This is a genomic window from Alteromonas lipotrueae (assembly GCF_019249255.1).
Classification (GTDB): Bacteria; Pseudomonadota; Gammaproteobacteria; order Enterobacterales; family Alteromonadaceae; genus Alteromonas; species Alteromonas lipotrueae.
In genome coordinates, this window is record NZ_JAESDJ010000023.1 from 1 (window position 1) to 13,725 (window position 13,725).

The 13,725-nt window shown below is 43.5% G+C and carries 15 protein-coding genes; 6 read left to right on the plus strand and 9 right to left on the minus strand.

Translation table 11 applies throughout. The features are described from left to right. Positions 1-561 precede the first annotated feature (561 nt). Entirely contained in the window at positions 562-1,089 is a 528-nt protein-coding gene (locus KYS23_RS19450) for a gamma carbonic anhydrase family protein (RefSeq protein WP_420838766.1), read from the plus strand. 35 nt (positions 1,090-1,124) lie between these two features. Here the strand turns inward: KYS23_RS19450 and KYS23_RS19455 are convergent, their stop codons facing one another. Further along, positions 1,125-2,069 carry a hypothetical protein gene (locus KYS23_RS19455; RefSeq protein ID WP_159534305.1) on the minus strand — a complete coding sequence of 315 codons (945 nt, stop codon included), beginning with the start codon at positions 2,067-2,069 and terminating at the stop codon, positions 1,125-1,127. 139 nt (positions 2,070-2,208) lie between these two features. Further along, positions 2,209-3,033, minus strand: a complete 825-nt coding sequence (gene aroE, locus KYS23_RS19460) for a shikimate dehydrogenase (protein ID WP_218419901.1) — start codon at positions 3,031-3,033, stop codon at positions 2,209-2,211. Between the two features lie 25 nt (positions 3,034-3,058). Here aroE and KYS23_RS19465 point away from each other — a divergent pair, with 25 nt between their 5' ends. Continuing rightward, positions 3,059-3,490, plus strand: coding sequence for a group II truncated hemoglobin (locus tag KYS23_RS19465; protein WP_057794997.1), 432 nt, complete (start codon positions 3,059-3,061; stop codon positions 3,488-3,490). Positions 3,491-3,590: 100 nt separating this feature from the next. On the opposite strand, the gene KYS23_RS19470 is transcribed toward KYS23_RS19465, so the two are convergent. The 7 genes from KYS23_RS19470 to KYS23_RS19500 all read right to left on the minus strand — a co-directional run bounded on the left by KYS23_RS19470 (position 3,591) and on the right by KYS23_RS19500 (position 9,293). Further along, positions 3,591-4,265, minus strand: coding sequence for an OmpW family outer membrane protein (locus KYS23_RS19470; protein WP_218419884.1), 675 nt, complete (start codon positions 4,263-4,265; stop codon positions 3,591-3,593). 165 nt (positions 4,266-4,430) lie between these two features. Then, positions 4,431-5,375, minus strand: a complete 945-nt coding sequence (hemF, locus tag KYS23_RS19475; RefSeq protein ID WP_159534299.1) for an oxygen-dependent coproporphyrinogen oxidase — start codon at positions 5,373-5,375, stop codon at positions 4,431-4,433. Continuing rightward, the gene (gene tsaC, locus KYS23_RS19480) at positions 5,372-5,947 is read right to left on the minus strand and encodes an L-threonylcarbamoyladenylate synthase type 1 TsaC (protein ID WP_126871557.1); all 576 of its coding nucleotides are present in this window, start codon (positions 5,945-5,947) and stop codon (positions 5,372-5,374) included. Before tsaC ends, hemF begins: the two co-directional genes overlap by 4 nt. Before the next feature lie 21 nt (positions 5,948-5,968). After that, positions 5,969-6,520 carry a DNA topoisomerase family protein gene (locus KYS23_RS19485; protein ID WP_159534297.1) on the minus strand — a complete coding sequence of 184 codons (552 nt, stop codon included), beginning with the start codon at positions 6,518-6,520 and terminating at the stop codon, positions 5,969-5,971. A gap of 30 nt (positions 6,521-6,550) precedes the next feature. After that, positions 6,551-7,027 carry a DUF494 family protein gene (locus KYS23_RS19490; RefSeq protein ID WP_013782529.1) on the minus strand — a complete coding sequence of 159 codons (477 nt, stop codon included), beginning with the start codon at positions 7,025-7,027 and terminating at the stop codon, positions 6,551-6,553. Between the two features lies 1 nt (position 7,028). After that, complete coding sequence (gene dprA, locus KYS23_RS19495; RefSeq protein WP_246604511.1) at positions 7,029-8,186, minus strand: DNA-processing protein DprA; 1,158 nt, start codon at positions 8,184-8,186, stop codon at positions 7,029-7,031. A gap of 33 nt (positions 8,187-8,219) precedes the next feature. Next, the gene (locus KYS23_RS19500; protein ID WP_246604512.1) at positions 8,220-9,293 is read right to left on the minus strand and encodes a LysM peptidoglycan-binding domain-containing protein; all 1,074 of its coding nucleotides are present in this window, start codon (positions 9,291-9,293) and stop codon (positions 8,220-8,222) included. Positions 9,294-9,509: 216 nt separating this feature from the next. Here KYS23_RS19500 and def point away from each other — a divergent pair, with 216 nt between their 5' ends. From def to trkA, 4 genes are read left to right on the plus strand one after another with little or no spacing between them, the layout of a single operon-like run. Beyond that, positions 9,510-10,019, plus strand: a complete 510-nt coding sequence (def, locus tag KYS23_RS19505) for a peptide deformylase (RefSeq protein WP_013782526.1) — start codon at positions 9,510-9,512, stop codon at positions 10,017-10,019. 8 nt (positions 10,020-10,027) lie between these two features. Further along, complete coding sequence (gene fmt, locus KYS23_RS19510) at positions 10,028-10,984, plus strand: methionyl-tRNA formyltransferase (RefSeq protein ID WP_218419885.1); 957 nt, start codon at positions 10,028-10,030, stop codon at positions 10,982-10,984. Next, positions 10,984-12,318, plus strand: coding sequence for a 16S rRNA (cytosine(967)-C(5))-methyltransferase RsmB (rsmB, locus tag KYS23_RS19515; protein ID WP_218419887.1), 1,335 nt, complete (start codon positions 10,984-10,986; stop codon positions 12,316-12,318). The genes fmt and rsmB overlap by 1 nt, the downstream gene beginning before the upstream one ends. A gap of 24 nt (positions 12,319-12,342) precedes the next feature. Continuing rightward, positions 12,343-13,722: a Trk system potassium transporter TrkA gene (trkA, locus tag KYS23_RS19520; protein ID WP_013782523.1), complete on the plus strand. Its 1,380-nt coding sequence runs from the start codon at positions 12,343-12,345 to the stop codon at positions 13,720-13,722. The last annotated feature ends 3 nt before the right edge of the window (positions 13,723-13,725 follow it).

Below are 13,725 nucleotides of genomic sequence, written 5' to 3' on the forward strand. Positions count from 1 at the left end.
ACTCTTCAATTAAATATATCGAATATGAATCGTCGTTGTGTGACACTCTTAATGAGTGCCCACACAGATTGTCTTGTCTAAATTGTTAAAGAACGTTGCGACTTCGTCGCAATTCACTAGAAGCCATTGCTTTTTCGTGACTCACTCTGCTTGAGCGAGGTGCGTATTATACGCTTGAAGTTTTCAGTGTCAACACTTTTTGAATTTTTATTTTCTGAAGTGTTTTCTTTAAAACCCCGTCACACTTGGCCTTAAAGGTAAGTAGTGACTTGCTTTGCCAGTGTAAGTTATTTCACTTTCCTGTCGAAGCGGATGCGCATTCTAGAGATTTCTGAGCCTGCGTCAACCTCTGATTTAAAAAAAGTGTCACATTTCGTTTAACTGCTTAAAATACCAACCACACAGCCTATAAATCACACATAAATACGGGTTTTCGCCAATTAACTATTACGTCCATTGCCTACTTTTACTTAAACAGTGGTGGAATAAGATTGGTTCTTTCCCCCTGTTCTCTGTTTTAATGCAATCACTATTGATGAATTTATGTATAAAGGTGCAATTTTGACAATTAGAACCTATCAATCAACTTCTCCCACACTCGGTGATCGCTGTTATATAGATGAGTCTGCCGTTATCGTTGGCGACGTTACCCTAGGCGACGATGCCAGTATCTGGCCATTGGTCGCTGCCCGTGGAGATGTAAATTATATTTCGATTGGTGCACGCAGCAATATTCAAGATGGCAGTGTGTTACATGTATCTCGTAAATCTGTGTCCAACCCAGACGGTTTTCCACTCATTATTGGTGACGATGTTACTGTGGGCCATAAATGTATGCTTCATGGCTGTGAGCTTGGAAATCGTATTTTGGTAGGGATGGGCGCTATTGTTATGGACGGCGTTATTGTTGAAGACGATGTGTTCATTGGCGCAGGTACATTGGTACCGCCAAACAAAAGATTAAAGAGCGGGTTTCTTTATGTTGGCAACCCAATGCAAAAGAAAAGACCGCTCAATGACGCTGAAATGGCATTTTTAAAACAATCGGCCGTCAACTATATTGTATTAAAAGATGAGTATCTTAAATAAAAACAGCATCCAATATTGGATGCTGTTTTTAAGAATTATTGATCTTCGACTTCGCCGATATCGGGATCATTAATATCTGTTATTGTTACTGTGCCACGTCGGCTATTCCAAGATAATCCAAGGTTCAAGCCGGCAAGCCAATTACTCATAGACGATTGATTACTTCCATTATACGCGAAAGTTTTTCCAAAAACGGCCTCAAGATTAGCAATTCCATTTTCCACTGGTATCTCAAATACTACTACTCCATTATCAATAACACTCAGTGCTTTAACTTCTGCTGAAACCCCATTCGCGCCATTGTAGGTTAACTTCACAGCAACAGTTAGATAATTATTACCTTTAAAATATACTGTCATTTGATTTGAAGAGGACTGAGTTACTGCGACAGAGGCTGAAATGGAACCCGTAATTACCTTAGATATTGCAGCTTGTAATGCCGCCGACAAACTAACTTGAACATCTACTTTTCTAAGCTCAGCCGCTCTTTGAAGCTTAGAAGAGATTGCGCTATTTATTTGATAAATAGACTGACTCAATTCCGGTAAACTCTGGGGCCCGTCCCATACATCACTAAGCATATATACAGGCCTTCCGTTGACTACACTTAATTTCGTAGATGCATCATCTAGTGTATTTCCAAGAGGATCGGTACTAAACCCGATGAATTCTGCAGCAGCTATAGTAACCTCATCGGGTAAAGTTGATACTTTTCGCGCTCCCACTGTATACATACCAGGGAATTCAAGCCCACCAGCATCAATCACCGCGACCTCATAGTGAAAACTCTTTCCATTTAGAATGTCCAACACAATTACATCAGCTGATTCGCCTTGAGCGACAGAAATAACATGGCTTTTCAATGCAGAATCAGAACAGGCTGAGTTACTCTGACAAACAGTAACCTTTGTCGTAGCATGCGAATAACCTGCGCTGATGATAAGGCCAGCGGTGAATAAGAGAGAAGAAATTGATTTCATAACTTTCCTTGTTTATAAATTTTATTGTAAGTCCTTAGCGACTATTGACGACCGTGTAAATACAAGTAATCACTTTCGCCAACTATCGTGAAAATATCAAACTACGAGGGGGGGGGGGCAACCATTTCCTTAACTAAACCTATCCAACGACGACTTTTCTGAGATATTCAATAACGTCTTTTGTATTCGGTTGTTTGTCCGTCCATATATAGAATGATTCGGCAGCTTGTTCAACTAACATCCCTAGCCCATCTATCTGTGTCTTTACACCCAACTCTGCCGCATCTCTCATAAAACGCGTGGGCGAGTTTTTATAAACCATGTCGTAAACCACTTCACAGTGATGTAAAACACCGCCATCTAAACTACACGGTAACTCATTGCTTAAACTGGCGGCTGTTGAATTGATAATAATATGTGGGGCTACTGTATCGCAGTCTTCTATACCAACAACCTTAACCTTTCCTCCGCCCGTTTCACTTGCCACTATTTCTGCTTTAGCCTTTGTCCTGTTAGTAAGATGTAACGACGCTATGCCTGAAGCAATAAGTGGCGCTATCACGCCTCTTGCTGCTCCACCGGCACCTATTAATAGCACACGTTTATTTTTTAGCTGTACGCCGTGGTTAAGTAAATCATTCACCAGCCCCACCCCGTCGGTATTAAAACCTGCAACAGTGCCATCGCTGCGCTTCATTAAGGTGTTAACTGCTTTTGCGTCTAACGCAGCCTGGTCGTCTACGTTGGCAAGGGCAAAGGCATCTTGTTTAAACGGCATAGTGACATTACAACCCACTGCGCTCGGTTGCGCTAGGAATGCCTTCGCTTCAGGCGTAAAACCATCTTCTGGCGCAAGGATCTTTTCGTAACTAATTTGCTCGCCACATTGCTTAGCGAACATTTCATGAATAGTTGGTGATAGACTCTGAACAATAGGGTTACCGAAAACGGCAAACTTTTTCATTGGATTATTAATAAGGCTGTCTGTCATGGGAATGTCTAACTTCTTTAAATCGATACGAAAGGAAAAACCTGCTGTGTCAGAGACTACACCATATTACCGTATAGGTGGAGAAGATAAGGTACGCCTTTTGGCAAACCGCTTTTATGATGTTATGCGTGATGATCCTATTGCGAAGGAGCTTTACGCCATTCATCCTCAGCCAACAGATAGAATTAGAGAAGTGTTTTTTCTTTATTTAAGTTTGTGGTTAGGCGGACCTGACACCTATCAGCAACAATATGGTCACCCAAGGTTACGTTCACGGCATCTTTCTTTTAGTGTTACACCTGAATTAAAAGACCAGTGGATGTATTGTATGCGCAAAGCCATGCACGAGACTGTTGATGACCTCCCCCTCGCACAGCAACTTCTTAATGCACTCGATCAACTTGCCGAGCATATGATTAATAGTAAATAAAAAAGCGCTCCGTAAAACACGGAACGCTTTAGATTACGATATAAGGTTTTATGCCTTGCTAAGCTGCTTATTTAAGGCAACTTACCTTATTAAACGAACCTTAGAATGTGTAACCTACTGACAAGGTATAAACCCAAGGGTCGATGTCAATATCGTTTACGCTACCTTCTGCACCACCTACGGTAAATGACGCCTCGGTATTAATATCGATGTAACGTACTGACGCATTTACATGCCACTCTTTATCTATTTGATAGTCCATCCCTACTTGTGCAGAAATGCCTACAGAGTTATCTAAAGATAAATCATCAAGCCCCGCTTCCTTATTTGCAGCAGTAAATGATTCATCAAAGATAAAGGTATAGTTTAAACCCGCACCAACATATGGCTGAAACGCTGAGTTTGCGTCGTTGAAGTAGTAGTTAACGGTAATAGTAGGGGGTAAGTGCGTGACCTCTCCCAATGTGTTACCTGTACCTAGTGGATCGCTTACCGAAAAATTCACGTCGTGAGTAAACGGCGTTGCGGCCAACAATTCAACATTGATATTGTCGGTGATGAAATAAGCAACGTTTAATCCTAACTGGGTATCGTTATCGATAGTCAGTGCTACACCTAAATCGCTACCACCGGCAATGATGTTAGAGGATGATTCGTCGGGCGCAACGGTTGTTAATCCACCACGAACTATCCAATCACCCTTTTCATGAGCAGAAGCAAAAGGAGCGGCAAGCGCTAAAGAAATACATATGGCTGAAAGTGTGTGTGTACGCATTGTGTGTCTCTTGTGTGTTTAATGATAATGACGACACTGTAAACGTTTAAAAAGAAAATAATTTGATCCAGCGCAAGGTGCAATCTAGCTACATACCTTGGTAATGAGGGAATTTGATGTGGATCAAGGGAATGGCACCACAGGAAGAACCCATGGTGCAAAATATTACCAGTTTGTAGGCTGAAGCCAATCAGTTAGCTTTGCTTCCGCGCTACCTGGGGCTGGAGTATAGCAATACTCCCATCGGGCAAGTGGTGGCATAGACATTAAGATTGATTCGGTTCTACCACCAGTTTGTAACCCGAACAAGGTGCCTCTATCGAATACCAAGTTGAACTCTACATAGCGACCACGGCGATAAAGCTGAAAGTCACGCTCTCTTTCACCGTATGAGGTACTTTTTCGCTTTTCTACGATAGGTACGTAAGCATCGACAAAACCATTACCCACTGCCTGCATAAAGTTAAATGAAGTTTCAAAACCCCAATCATTTAAATCGTCAAAGAATAAACCGCCTACACCACGTGTTTCATTGCGATGCTTTAAGAAGAAGTAGTCATCACACCACTTCTTATATTTCCCGTACACGTCTTCACCAAAGGGAGCACACAATTTCTTCGCGGTATTGTGCCAATGCACGACGTCGTCTTTAAAGGGGTAAAACGGGGTTAAATCGAACCCACCGCCAAACCACCAAATAGGGGCTTCACCTTCTTTTTCGGCAATAAAAAAGCGTACATTTGCATGAGACGTTGGAATATAGGGGTTGTGTGGGTGAATAACTAACGAGACCCCCATGGCTTGAAAGTTTCTACCCGCAAGTTCCGGACGGTTAGCCGTGGCAGACGCCGGCATTTGGCTACCAAACACGTGAGAAAAATTAACCCCACCTTGCTCTATTACTGCGCCGTTTTTAATAACCCGTGAACGCCCGCCACCACCTTCCTCGCGAACCCAAGAATCTTCTTTGAACTGCCCTTTACCGTCGGCAAGTTCTAAGGTTTGGCAAATGTTGTCCTGCAAAGACAATAAGTACGCTTTTACTTGTTCTATTACTTCACCGGCGTCTTTACCGTCTAACTGTTGATTTACGTGTTGGGGGTCAATCATGATCTTATTATCTCTCCGGTGTCGCCGTCACGGATGGTACTGGGTTTAGCGTGGCCACCTACTTCCCCATCAATATAGAAAACACTATCACCAAATATATTGATTGCATCCTGCTGCGTGATTGCGGGTTGTTGGCCAGTTAGGTTGGCACTTGTAGATACAAGTGGCTTTTCTAGCTTTTCACATAAAGCTTTAACCACTGGATGGTTGCTGACTCGAACCGCTATTTTTTCATGCTTGCCAGTTAACCATTGTGGCGTCGACGCCGACTTAGGTAGCAGCCAAGTATTTGGCCCAGGCCAACTAGACACAATTTCAGTACGTCTGTGCTGAAGTATGGCTTCATCATTTATATAAGGTAATAACTGAGAATAGTTAGCGGCAATCAAAATTACCCCTTTTTCTATGGGGCGCTGCTTCAATGCTAAGAGCGCTAACACAGCCGCTTCGTTGTCTGGGTCACAGCCTATGCCCATAACCGCTTCGGTAGGGTAAACCAATAAGTCACCATTTTTAAACGCGGATACAATTGGGTCGCTAGTGTCTACTTGCCCCTTGGTCGGGATACTCATTAGTGTTTTTCTCTGTAGGTGTTATTTATCGTCTTTTTTGAAGCCACACGCTGGCTGAGGGCAACAAATTTGGCCTTTCTTTTTAATCAGAACGGTCCATCCACAATCGGGGCATGTTTCATTTACTGGCGTGAAATTTAGCACATAACGACAGTGGGGATAATGGTCACACGCAAAAAACTGCTTACCGTATTTATTGGTGCGGGACGCAAGTTGTCCTTTTTTACACTTAGGGCAAGTAACGTGGGTGTCTTCTTGCTGTTTAATTGGCGAGATATAGTGGCATTCAGGAAAATTGGTACAGCCTATAAACATACCAAACCGCCCCTTCTTGATAGCCAAGGTAGAATCACATTCTGGGCAGGAAACTCCATCAAGTAGTTTTAATAAGGTAGTTTGTTTATCGTGTAATGGCTTGCTGAAATGACAGTCTGGGTAACCGGTGCAGCCAATAAAAGGGCCTGATTTGCTGTTTTTTATATGCAGTGGTTTACCGCAATCGGGACAATCACCGAAAGCGTCTTCTAAGGCATGTTCGTGCGCAGAGAAAAGTGAATGATCAATTTTCGACATAAACCAGCAACTAGCACGACATGAAGCACATTAGTGCAACACGCCGTCAGGTTCATCAAATAATAAATCTTCCATTTGTGCGTAGGCTTTTTCTTTACCTGGCACATTAAACAGTACCATTAGCACTACCCACTTTAGGTCTTCTAAACAGAATTCAGAAGAGTCTATTTCCATTACCCTGTCTATTACCATTTCTCGCGTTGACGCATCTACCACGCCCACTTGCTCTAAAAATAACAAGAAGCCACGGCACTCTACGTCTAATCGCATCTGCTCTTCATGCGTATAAATACGACTGAGGCTGGTACTAATCCCTTTACAAAAATAAGGCTTAATATCTGTTTCTTGCAAAGCCGCTAGCTTTTCAAGCCACGCTAATGCTTTGTAGATTTCATCATGATGGAAACCCGCGCGTACCAACTCCTCGGTAAGCTCGTCTTGATCGACTCGAATTTCAGTTTCACTGTGAATGAAGTTTTCAAACAGGTACATGAGGATATCGAACATATTATTTTCCCCTCAATTTAATGTAGCCACCAGGGACAGCAGCTACTAAACCACGCAACTCATATTCTAATAATGATGCCATAACCTCATTAACAGGAGAGGTACAGCGCTGCGCTATAACATCAATAGCGGTGATGTCGTAATCCACACTATCTAATAATTTATCGGTTGCCAAGTTATTCACTTCACTTTTTTTACTTAACGCTTCGTTCTGGCATTCTCTCTCACCAGTCGACACTACAATTTCATCGAAAATGTCATCAACACAGGTTACCAGCTTAGCGCCTTGCTGAATTAACCAATGACATCCTTCGGAGTAAGCATGGAAGATACTTCCAGGAACTGCAAATACTTCACGCCCCATATCTGCGGCCAAATTCGCAGTTATCAAGGTACCACTCTTTATTTTTGCCTCTATGACTAGGGTTCCAAGTGACATAGCAGCAATTATTCGGTTTCTTCGGGGAAAATGCCAAGGCTTAGCAGATACACCTGGAAAGAACTCGGTAATACAAGCGCCCCCTGCATTCACGATGTCCCGGTGTAGTGATACATTTTTAGGGGGGTACACAATATCAGGCCCCGTCCCCATTACCGCAAGGGTGCCACCTTCGCACACCAAACCACCTTTGTGGGCAGCTGAATCTATTCCTGCTGCCAACCCGCTGGTTACTGCTACGCCGTTACTTGCTAGTGCTTCGGCAAAATCAGTGGCAATTTGCTTACCTTGATGGCTAGCTCGCCTACTCCCTACTATCGCTATTTGGGGCATTACCAAGGTATCAATATTACCTATAACGAATAGCACCAGTGGTGGGTTTGGCAGGGTTTTTAATAGTTCAGGGTAATAGGCACACCCTAGGGTAACGATATGATGCTTTGCATGTGAAGCGTGCCAGTGTTTCGCTTTTTCAAGTAAGTTGAGAGATATTGATTGTGTAAGGGTATGAAGAACACCCGAGGTGAAAGCCGTTTTGTGAAAAGCATCGAGTAATGCTACTTCGCTAAGAGAGTGTGCTTCAAGCGCCTTGAGCCACTTCCCTGTAGCGATATTTATTGCTGACGCCATTGTCAGCCACGCCATCTGTTCTTTGCTTAAGGTTTTATCCAATACTTGAACAGAATCACTACTTGCTTCATGTGGTTGGGAAGTTGTCATTGCCGCTCCTAAATAATAAGCGGCAATAACGTATTAGGGTTTTGCCACAATGAAGCCGCGTCTTACGCCTTCTTTTGCTCGAGTTATAATGCCGTAGCTAGCTGAATCAAAAGTTTTAAACACAATGACTTCACCAATTTTAAGTGCAGGTTGCTGTACTTTATCGGTAAAAATCCCGTTTCCTTTTATAACATCACGGTTGCTTGCGTATTGGGGTTCTTCGCCATCTATAATGTCAGGCCCACCAGCGTAGATGCCCATTACGGTACCCGCTGTTAGCTCACGTGCGCCTAAATCTAACACCACAACATCGTAACGGCCGAGTAAGTCGTGATCGTGTAAATCGCCAATTACAAAACCCCGTTGTGATGTTGCTTCTTGCAGAACTAAATCATCGTCTAACGTAAAGTTACCCGTAAGTAGCTTATCTCCACGTTTTGCTTCTTGATTTGAATCTGAAAGCTTCACCATTCTAGCGTTTGGCAATGACACGTCATTCTCTAAGCTAGCTTTCGCTACATGGGTAAGTTGCACACCAAGCACCTTACCCTGCATATTGCGTATAATAGATTGCTTTCTTACCACCTGATACTGATCCTCAGTGCGGTTTTCTTTTTGGCTTACCACTAGGTCGTTAGACACAAAACTCACATTACCATCGTGGTTACCTAATAAATGAGGAAGTAATTCATACTCTTCCTCAGATACCAGCGTGTGTTGTTTTATATAAGGGGCTAATACCGACCATGATAGGGTCTCTATAGGTGTACTCTTCACTCTTCGGGTAGAACCAGGCGAAAGCACTAGGGTTGGCTTATCTCGATTTATCGAAAATACGGGTTCACCATTTATATAAGACACCGAGATAACATCACCGGGGTAAATTAAATGCGGGTTATCTATTTGGGTGTTGTGACGCCAAAGTTCAGGCCACAGCCATGGCTGATTTAAAAAAAGATTAGCGATGCCCCATAAGGTATCGCCTTGTTGAACTGTGTAAGTATCTGGCGCGGATTCTTTTAGCGGTTTGGCCATTGCTGAAAATGCGGCAAAACACGCCACTACTATTACCATTGCACGTGTTACATTCTTCAATCGATTTTTCAAATTAACCTTCCGCAATTTTTCCACTGCCATTTACTGTTGAAATTTCAGACAATACTACTATATCGATATTGTGCCCCAATACTGTGGCGCGGCAGCAAAAAACTGCACGATATAACTCGATATACGTTAGAATAGTAACTCAAAAGGCACTGTAAAGGGTGCGAGCGACTAGATCGTATATGAATTTATACAGCGAAAAGGTTAAATAAGCGACACATGGCAATTTTAGACGTATTAAGTTTTCCCGATGAGCGACTTCGTACCGTAGCAAAACCGGTAGAAGAAGTGAATGACGACATTAAACAATTGGTTTCAGATATGTTTGAAACCATGAAAGACGAGAATGGAATTGGTTTGGCTGCTACTCAAGTCGACAGACATGTTCAAGTTGTTGTAATGAACGTAGCGGAAGATCAAGACGAGCCTCGTGTTTTTATCAACCCGGAAATCACCAAAAAAGACGGCAGCACTATTAGTGAAGAAGGTTGTCTTTCGGTTCCAGGCAACTACGCAAAAGTTGAGCGCGCAGAAGAAATTACGGTAAAAGCACTGAATGAAAATGGTGAAGCATTTGAGTTGGAAGCAGACGGTCTATTGGCTATTTGTATTCAGCACGAATTGGATCATCTCAAAGGCAAACTGTTTATTGATTACTTGTCTCCGCTTAAACGCCAGCGTATTCGTAAAAAGCTTGAAAAAGAAGCACGTTTAGCTGCACGCGACTGAGGTTAGTTTTGATCAAACCATTACGCATCATTTTTGCAGGCACACCGGATTTTGCTGCTCAGCATCTGAGTGCTTTATTATCTAGCACTCATGAAGTTGTTGCGGTGTACACCCAACCAGACCGTCCTGCTGGACGAGGCAAAAAACTTACACCAAGCCCCGTAAAAGTACTTGCTCAAGAACATGAGATTCCAGTTTATCAGCCAGCCAGCTTAAAGAATGACGAAGCGCAGAAAATATTGGCAGACATTAACGCCGATGTAATGATTGTGGTTGCCTATGGATTAATTTTACCTAAGCCCGTACTTGATGCACCTAAATTAGGTTGCCTTAATGTGCATGGGTCAATTTTGCCTAAGTGGCGAGGTGCTGCACCGATTCAACGCGCGATATGGGCCGGTGATAGCGAGACTGGTGTTACCATCATGCAGATGGATGAAGGGCTAGATACAGGTGACATGTTGCATATAGCAACCTTGCCAATTAGCGAAAGCGATACAAGTGCCTCACTTTACGAGAAACTTGCTGAACTTGGCCCTACTGCACTATTAGATGTAGTAAATGGTATCGACACCCTATCACCTGTAAAGCAAGATGATAGCGAAGCAACTTACGCCAAAAAGCTTTCCAAAGAAGAAGCTTTTATTAATTGGCACGATAGCGCAGCGCAAATTGCACGAAACGTACGCGCCTTTAATCCATGGCCTGTAGCGTGGACTAAAATTGAGTCGCAAAATATTAAAATTTGGTCGGTGGATGTGGTTGACGGCCTACCAACTTCACATGCGCCAGGTACTATCATTCAAGCTGACAAGCACGGCATTGTGGTAGCCACGGGAACAAGTGCCCTTCGAATCAACACCCTGCAAATACCTGGGAAAAAAGCATTGCCCGCTGCAGATGTCGTTAATGCTCGCAAAGACTGGTTCACACCAGGTAACTGCATTGCCAGTACGGAAGAATAGTGAAACCCACTCCATTACCTAAACAAAAAAACCTGCGTGCCGATTGTGCATGGGTGATATACCAAATTCTAGAACAAGGTAAATCGTCAAGAGACTGTCTAGAGCGGGTTCAACGTCGCCATCATCCTAGAGACAATGCGTGGATCCAAGAAATGTCTTTGGGCGTCATGCGTAAACTTCCCATATTACAGCACTGGTTACGAGAGTTACTCGATCGCCCTTTAAAAGGGAATAAAAAAGTAATAGAGCACCTTATTCTGTTGGGGCTGTACCAGTTAGCGTTTTCTCGCGTAAGTCAACATGCTGCGGTAGGCGAAACCGTTAATGCCTCTCCTTACTTAGGCGGCACAGCTTTAAAAGGCTTAGTTAACGCTGTACTGCGCAACTTTATGCGCCAAGAACTGGTTAACAAACCTATCGATAATCCCATTATTGCCAGTGGGTTACCCAAGTGGTTATTTAAGGCTCTAGAAGATGCCTATGGCCAAGATGCTGATGCCGTGCGCGAAGCTACCAATGCCATGGCGCCTATTTGGCTAAGAGTAAATACTAAACAAGTATCTCTTACCGATTACGCTGCTGCATTGGATGCTGCTGAGATTAACTATTCGTTAAGTGCTGAACACCCAGATGCTATCAGACTTGAAGGCCGAGAGGATATTACGGGGCTGTCAGGGTTTGAAAAAGGCCACTTTGCTGTACAAGATGGTGCAGCTCAGCTTGCAGCCCATTATTTAGATGCTCAACCACACGAGCGCGTATTAGATTGTTGCGCAGCCCCTGGTGGTAAAACGGGTCATATTATTGAGCGTACCCCTGAATTAGCCTATTGCCTTGCCCTTGATGCTGACGAGAACCGCTTAAAGCGCGTTGAAGAAAACATGACTCGCCTGCAGCATACTCAAACCAATTTGCCCGTTATAAAGCAAGGCGATGCGGCTAAGCCTGATACATGGTGGGATGGACAACACTTCGACCGAATTTTGCTTGATGCACCCTGCTCTGCCACTGGTGTTATACGACGCCACCCCGATATTCGCTGGCTAAGAAAGTCTAGTGATATTGATGCACTTGCAGCACTACAAGCTGAAATACTGACTAGCTTGTGGCAAACACTCAAGCCCGGTGGCACATTGCTTTACGCCACCTGCTCGATTCTGCCACAAGAAAATAGTCAACAGATTAGCGCATTTTTAGAACGTAATGCAGATGCCACATTAGTACCTGTTATAAAAACGGAAACTCCGAGTAACCCTGGTAGACAAATCCTACCTGGTGAGCAACAAATGGATGGTTTCTACTATGCGAGACTGGTAAAGTCGTTGAGCAAATAAAAGCAATAAGGCACATAAACACCGATGAAAATCATCATTTTAGGCGCAGGGCAGGTTGGCGGAACACTTGCTGAAAACCTTGTAGGAGAGAAGAACGATATTACGGTTATCGATTCTGATCCCAATACCTTGCGTGCGCTTCAAGACCGATTAGATTTACAGGTGGTTAATGGCGTGGGTTCTCACCCGGACGTATTACGAAAAGCCGGTGCAGAAGATGCCGACATGCTTATCGCGGTAACGAACAGTGATGAAAGCAATATGCTCGCTTGCCAAGTTGCCTTTAGTTTATTCAAAACCCCGACCAAGATTGCTCGCGTTCGCTCAGAACAATACATTATTTACCAAGAACAACTCTATAAGCAGCAGGACATACCTGTAGACCACATCATTGCTCCTGAACAGCTAGTGACTAAAGCTATTAAACGGCTTATAGACTACCCTGGTGCTTTACAGGTTGTTGAATTTGCTGATGGTAAAGCCAGCTTAGTGGCGGTAAAAGCCTATTATGGTGGTTTACTGGTAGGTCATGCGTTATCAGCGTTAAAAGACCACATGCCCAATGTGGAAACACGGGTGGCAGCAATCTATCGCCGCGGTCGCCCTATTCGACCACTGGGTACTACCGTTATCGAAGCCGATGATGAAGTATTCTTTATTGCTGCAACTAAGCATATTCGTGCGGTAATGAGTGAACTTCAAAAATTAGAGTCTAGCTATAAACGTATTATGATAGCCGGTGGCGGCTTAATTGGTGCAGGACTAGCGAAAAAACTTGAACACAAACATAACGTGAAGCTGATTGAGTTTAGTCACGAAAGAGCAAAATACCTTTCTGCTCACTTAGACAAAACGATTGTGTTTAGCGGTGATGCATCAGATCCAGAGTTGCTCAGTGAAGAGAATGTCGAGCAAGTTGATGCATTCATTGCGGTGACCAATGATGATGAAGCTAACATTATGTCTGCCATGTTGGCCAAGCGCATGGGCGCACAAAAAGCCATGGTACTGATTCAACGTAGTGCTTATGTAGACTTAGTACAAGGTGGAGAAATAGACATTGCTTTTTCACCGCAACAGGCGACGATTTCGGCCCTACTTACCCATGTTAGACGCGGAGATATTGTAAACGTATATTCTTTGCGCCGTGGTGCAGCAGAGGCGATAGAAGCGATTGCACATGGTGATGAAAATACGTCCAAGGTTGTGGGTAAAGAAATCGGTAAAATTAAACTTCCTCCTGGTACTACCATAGGCGCGGTAGTAAGAGACGACCAAGTGATCATTGCCCATAGCGATACGCTTATTGAAGCAAATGACCACGTTATTCTGTTCTTAGTCGACAAAAAATACATTGGCGATGTAGAAAAGCTGTTCCAACCCAGCGCATTCTTCTTTGGGTAAATA

Bases quoted from the DNA above. Each gene is read 5' to 3' on its own strand.
- KYS23_RS19490 (WP_013782529.1), bottom strand. From the start codon at position 7,027: ATGTTCGATATCCTCATGTACCTGTTTGAAAACTTCATTCACAGTGAA.
- trkA (WP_013782523.1), top strand. From the start codon at position 12,343: ATGAAAATCATCATTTTAGGCGCAGGGCAGGTTGGCGGAACACTTGCT.
- hemF (WP_159534299.1), bottom strand. From the start codon at position 5,375: ATGATTGACCCCCAACACGTAAATCAACAGTTAGACGGTAAAGACGCC.
- KYS23_RS19455 (WP_159534305.1), bottom strand. From the start codon at position 2,069: ATGAAATCAATTTCTTCTCTCTTATTCACCGCTGGCCTTATCATCAGC.
- dprA (WP_246604511.1), bottom strand. From the start codon at position 8,186: ATGACAACTTCCCAACCACATGAAGCAAGTAGTGATTCTGTTCAAGTA.
- KYS23_RS19485 (WP_159534297.1), bottom strand. From the start codon at position 6,520: ATGTCGAAAATTGATCATTCACTTTTCTCTGCGCACGAACATGCCTTA.
- tsaC (WP_126871557.1), bottom strand. From the start codon at position 5,947: ATGAGTATCCCGACCAAGGGGCAAGTAGACACTAGCGACCCAATTGTA.
- KYS23_RS19465 (WP_057794997.1), top strand. From the start codon at position 3,059: ATGGGAATGTCTAACTTCTTTAAATCGATACGAAAGGAAAAACCTGCT.
- KYS23_RS19470 (WP_218419884.1), bottom strand. From the start codon at position 4,265: ATGCGTACACACACACTTTCAGCCATATGTATTTCTTTAGCGCTTGCC.
- def (WP_013782526.1), top strand. From the start codon at position 9,510: ATGGCAATTTTAGACGTATTAAGTTTTCCCGATGAGCGACTTCGTACC.
- aroE (WP_218419901.1), bottom strand. From the start codon at position 3,033: ATGAAAAAGTTTGCCGTTTTCGGTAACCCTATTGTTCAGAGTCTATCA.